The sequence below is a fragment of the Anaerotignum sp. genome (assembly GCF_017483025.1).
In the GTDB taxonomy this organism is placed as follows: Bacteria; Bacillota; Clostridia; order Lachnospirales; family Anaerotignaceae; genus Anaerotignum_A.
Genome location: NZ_JAFUMA010000036.1, coordinates 1 through 4,028, shown reverse-complemented (window position 1 = coordinate 4,028; position 4,028 = coordinate 1). Strand labels below are relative to the sequence as shown.

General features: G+C 43.3%; 4 protein-coding genes and 1 riboswitch. All 4 genes read left to right on the top strand.

Going from position 1 to position 4,028, the window contains the following annotated elements; all coding sequences use genetic code 11:
• Positions 1–432 precede the first annotated feature (432 nt).
• Positions 433–549, top strand: a riboswitch (FMN riboswitch).
• 249 nt (positions 550–798) lie between these two features.
• On the top strand, positions 799–1,911 hold the full coding sequence (gene ribD / locus IJ369_RS03135) for a bifunctional diaminohydroxyphosphoribosylaminopyrimidine deaminase/5-amino-6-(5-phosphoribosylamino)uracil reductase RibD (protein WP_290715887.1): 1,113 nt from the start codon (positions 799–801) through the stop codon (positions 1,909–1,911).
• Positions 1,896–2,540, top strand: coding sequence for a riboflavin synthase (locus IJ369_RS03130; RefSeq protein WP_290715884.1), 645 nt, complete (start codon positions 1,896–1,898; stop codon positions 2,538–2,540). Before ribD ends, IJ369_RS03130 begins: the two co-directional genes overlap by 16 nt.
• Before the next feature lie 16 nt (positions 2,541–2,556).
• A complete protein-coding gene (locus IJ369_RS03125) occupies positions 2,557–3,774 on the top strand; it encodes a bifunctional 3,4-dihydroxy-2-butanone-4-phosphate synthase/GTP cyclohydrolase II (RefSeq protein WP_334298187.1) in 1,218 nt (405 codons plus the stop codon).
• A 20-nt stretch (positions 3,775–3,794) separates the two neighbouring features.
• A partial coding sequence (locus tag IJ369_RS03120; protein ID WP_290715878.1) for a 6,7-dimethyl-8-ribityllumazine synthase occupies positions 3,795–4,028 on the top strand: 234 nt, incomplete at its 3' end.

The window sequence follows — 4,028 nt, the reverse complement described above, 5'->3', positions numbered from 1 at the left end:
CTAATCGATTTAACTGATAACTCTCCCATTTTGTCACCCCTTCTTTTCCTGCAGGAAAGGGAGTTCGTTCACTTCAAGCGGTTTGGTAAGTACCCAGATTATGCCCGGTGACTATCTGGATCAACAACATTATTTCTTTATGCGCAGAATGTAATGCAAAATACCCCCAAGCAGCAGGAATCACCCTGCTGTTTTTTTATTCCCTCTCTCTCTAAAAACACATATAAAAATAAAATCTTCCACAACTATCAGTAGTACCAGAGCTTTTACAAATTGAACAAATATTAAACCACTGTTCAGCAACTAAAAAATATCACAGTCACTTGCTATCTGTTTTATTCCTTTTTTACAAAAATGATACCCTTGTTTTCATATTATTTTTACTTGCATTTTCAGAAAATGTTGTTATACTATGCTTGTAAAAAAAAATAACGAACTCTTCAGGGCAGGGTGAAATTCCCGATCGGCGGTAAAGTCCGCGAGCTTACAAAAGCATGATTTGGTGTAACTCCAAAACCGACAGTATAGTCTGGATGGAAGAAGAGAAAACGAACCGACTTTCGGTATTTTTTGCATACAGAAAAATTGCATCTTATGCTCTTTTTTTGCTACGCATTAATATCTGTCTATTCGTCTGTTTTCTATGCCCTGTATTTGCCGTTTTAGCAAATATGGGCTTTTTTATTATGGCAATATCTATATAGATAAGGCTTTATTTGCTATCCCATTTTTACGAAAACAGACTTCCTTCTCTTTTTATGCCTTTCCGCCCTGAGGGAAAGGAGTTGTTTATTTCCCATGTCTAACGAAATATATATGCGCCGTGCTGTCGAACTGGCAAAACTAGGTATTGGTGCCGTTGACCCTAATCCGCTGGTAGGTGCTGTCATTGTAAAAAATGGCCGTATCATCGGTGAAGGCTACCACATCTGCTGCGGAGACCTCCATGCAGAACGAAATGCTTTCGCCAACTGCACAGAAGACCCAGCCAATGCTGATCTTTACGTCACCCTTGAACCCTGCTGTCACCAAGGACGGACATCCCCCTGTACAGATATCATACTGGAAAAAAGAATACGCCGTGTTTTTATCGGCTCCCATGACCCAAATCCAAAGGTCTGCGGAAAAGGCACTGCCCTGCTTCGGCAAAATGGCGTTGAAGTCATCGAAGAATTCTTACAAGAGGAATGCGATGCATTGAATCCCATCTTTTTTCACTATATCACAAAAAAGATGCCTTATGTGGCAATCAAATACGCCATAACTGCTGATGGAAAATTAGCTACTATCACTGGAGCTTCTCAATGGATTACCGGTGAAAAATCCCGTCAGCATGTTCACCAACTCCGTCATCAATATATGGGGATTCTGGTGGGGATCGGCACTGTTCTCGCTGATGATCCCATGCTGAACTGCCGCATCCCTGATGGCAGAAATCCAGTCCGCATCATCTGCGACAGTCATCTGCGTCTACCTTTGGAAAGCAGAATCTGCAAAACAGCTTCCGAAATTAAAACTATCGTTGCCTATACAGAAGCTTCTGCTGAAAAAATCACAGCCTTAGCAAAAGCCGGTTTACAACTCTGGCAGATGCCAGAAAAAAACGGTCACGTTTTCCTTCCTGCACTCATGCAAAAACTTGCCGAAGCCGAAATCAGCAGCATTCTTGCCGAAGGCGGCGGCGAGATTCATTTCAGTCTGCTGGAAGAACATTTAGTACAAAAAGTTTATGTCTATCTTTCTCCCAAGATTTTTGGAGGTACAAACGCAAAAACCCCTGTCGGCGGTGCAGGCATATCATTCCCCAATGAAGCCTTTCGGCTAAAACCAACGAGTTTACAATATTTCAACGAAGACCTGTTACTGGAATTTGATGTTCTGGAAGGAGGAGAAACATGTTCACAGGATTAATCGAAGAAGTCGGCACTGTACAACATGTGGTTTCAGGCACAGAATGGGGCAACATCGCCATCCGATGTACGGATGTTTTGTCCGGCACAAAAATCGGAGACAGCATAGCTGTTAATGGTGTCTGCCTTACGGTAACATCATTGCAAAAAGACGGCTTCACTGCCGATGTAATGGCTGAAACTCTACGCCGCAGCAATTTAGGAAAATTAAATCAAGGCGCCTCTGTCAATCTGGAACGAGCCATGGCTGCAGATGGTCGGTTTGGCGGTCACCTTGTTGCTGGTCATGTAGATGGCACAGGCAGGCTCATCCAAAAAAAACAGGAAGGAAATGCGGTACTGCTCACCTTTTCTGCTGGTCATGCCCTTCTCTATGAAGTAGTAGAAAAAGGTTCCATTGCCATCGACGGGGTCAGCCTGACAGTGGTTTCTGTTTCCAGCGAATTCTTTACTGTATCCATCATTCCCCACACAGGAACAAAAACCATTCTACTGGATAAGAAAATTGGGGATCTGGTCAATCTGGAAACAGACATAATCGCCAAGTATATTCGCCGTTTCACAGCCCCCCAAAAAGAAGAAAAATGTAGCCGACTAACTTTGTCTTTTTTACAAGAAAACGGATTTTAAACAACAAAGGAGGATTATTACCATGCACAATCCATTTAGCACCATTGAACATGCTCTGGAAGAGCTGAAAAAGGGACATCTTATCATGGTCATTGATGATCCTGACAGAGAAAACGAAGGGGATTTGGTCTGTGCCGCTCGTTTTGCCACAACAGAAAATGTTAATTTCATGGCAAAAGAAGGAAAAGGACTCATTTGTACGCCTATGTCCGCAGAATTGGCTGATAGACTGGGACTGGAACAGATGGTAAAGGTCAATACGGACAACCACTGTACCGCCTTTACTGTGTCCATCGACCATATTCAGACCACCTCGGGCATTTCTGCAGAAGAACGAGGCTATACCTGCCGTATGTGCATAGACCCTGAAACAAAACCGGAAGACCTGCGTCGTCCCGGTCATGTTTTCCCTCTTGTAGCCCAAAAAGGCGGTGTCCTGAAGCGAAACGGACATACAGAAGCAACCGTAGATCTCTGTCGTCTAGCAGGTTTGGAAGAATGTGGCCTTTGCTGTGAAATCATGCGAGAAGACGGTACGATGATGCGAACCACTGAACTTTTGAAAAAAGCAAAAGAATGGGACATCAGCGTTATCACTATCAAGGATCTGCAGGATTATTGCCGCCGCCATGACAAGCATGTGCGTAAAGAAGCTGAAGCAAAACTCCCTACTGCTTACGGTGAATTCCGAATCATGGGTTATGTGAATGATATCACTAACGAGCACCATGTTGCTCTCGTGAAAGGCGATATTGGCGATGGGAAAGACTTGCTCTGCCGTGTCCATTCCGAATGTCTGACTGGCGATGTATTTGGTTCCTGCCGCTGCGACTGCGGTCCTCAGCTTTCCGCTGCCATGCAACAGATTGAAAAAGAAGGTCGTGGCATCCTCCTATACATGCGTCAGGAAGGTCGTGGCATCGGACTTATCAATAAATTAAAGGCTTATGAATTACAGGAAAAAGGCAGAGACACCGTAGAAGCCAATGTGGAACTGGGTTTTGCACCCGACTTACGTGAATATTGGGTTGGTGCTCAGATATTACAGGATCTTGGCGCAAAGGAACTGCGTCTGTTGACCAACAATCCTGATAAAGTTTATGGACTAGATGGTTTTGGAGTAAAAATCGTGGAACGGGTACCTATAGAAATCACCCCTCAGAAATACGATGAATTTTATTTGAAAACAAAACAGCAGAAAATGGGACATATCTTCTCCCATATTTTTGAATAATAGAAAAGGAGGAATTTATAATGAATAAAATCGAAGGAAAACTGGTAGCCAATGGCATGAAATTCGGCATTGTTGCATCCAGATTTAATGAATTTATTGTAAGCAAACTGATTGCTGGGGCAGAAGATGCTCTACTGCGACACGGTGCAGATGGAAATAACATCACTCTAGTATGGGTACCAGGTGCTTTTGAAATTACTACTGCTGCAAAACAAATGGCTCTTTCAGAAAAATATGATGCCTTCATCTGTCTG

Bases quoted from the DNA above. Each gene is read 5' to 3' on its own strand.
- IJ369_RS03130 (WP_290715884.1), top strand. From the start codon at position 1,896: ATGTTCACAGGATTAATCGAAGAAGTCGGCACTGTACAACATGTGGTT.
- ribD (WP_290715887.1), top strand. From the start codon at position 799: ATGTCTAACGAAATATATATGCGCCGTGCTGTCGAACTGGCAAAACTA.